Source organism: Saccharothrix hoggarensis (assembly GCF_042678885.1).
GTDB classification, from domain to species: domain Bacteria; phylum Actinomycetota; class Actinomycetes; order Mycobacteriales; family Pseudonocardiaceae; genus Actinosynnema; species Actinosynnema hoggarensis.
Map to the genome: position 1 here is coordinate 1 of NZ_JBHTLK010000511.1, position 800 is coordinate 800.

Genomic DNA, 800 nt, shown 5'->3' on the forward strand with positions numbered 1-800 from the left:
TGGCCCTCGCGCCCGGCCTGCGCCGGTCCGACCTGCGCGACGGGCTGCTGAGCTTCGACGGCCAGCTCGTGGACGACGCCCGGCTCGCCGACGCCCTCGCCCGCACCGCCGCCGGGTTCGGCGCGCGGATCGTCACCCGGGCCAGGGCGACGGCCCTGACCGGGCACGGCGCGCGGGTCGTCGACGGGCTGACCGGCACGTCGCTGGACGTGCGGGCGCGGGCCGTGGTGAACGCGGCCGGCGTGTGGGCGGGCGAGCTGGTGGACGTGAAGCTGCGGCCGTCGCGGGGTTCGCACCTCGTGCTGGCCGCGTCGACGCTGGGGTTGGGCGGCACGGCGCTCACCGTCCCGGTGCCGGGCGCGCGCAACCGGTACGCCCTGCTGCTGCCGCAACGCGACGACCGCGTCTACACCGGACTGACCGACGAACCCGTTGACGGGCCGATCCCGGACGTCCCGACCGTGCCCCAGTCCGATGTGGACTTCCTGCTGGGCGTGGCGTCGTCGGTGCTGGAGCGACCGGTGACGCCGGCGGACGTCCTCGGCGCGTTCGCCGGCCTGCGGCCCCTGCTGGACACGAGCAGCGGGCCGAGCGCCGACCTCTCCCGCCGGCACGCCGTGCTGACCGCGGACGGCGTCACGACCGTCGTCGGCGGCAAGCTCACCACGTACCGGCGGATGGCCGCGGACGCCGTGGACGCCACCGGCCTCACCACCGCCCGCTCGCGGACGGCCGACCTGCCGCTGGTGGGCGCGGGACCGCCGACCGGGCCGGCCCGGCTCGTCACCCGCTACGGCGCG

1 protein-coding gene is annotated in these 800 nt (G+C 77.8%); it reads left to right on the plus strand.

Going from position 1 to position 800, the window contains the following annotated elements; all coding sequences use genetic code 11:
* A partial coding sequence (locus ACFQ3T_RS36830) for an FAD-dependent oxidoreductase (protein WP_380730827.1) occupies positions 1-800 on the plus strand: 800 nt, incomplete at both ends.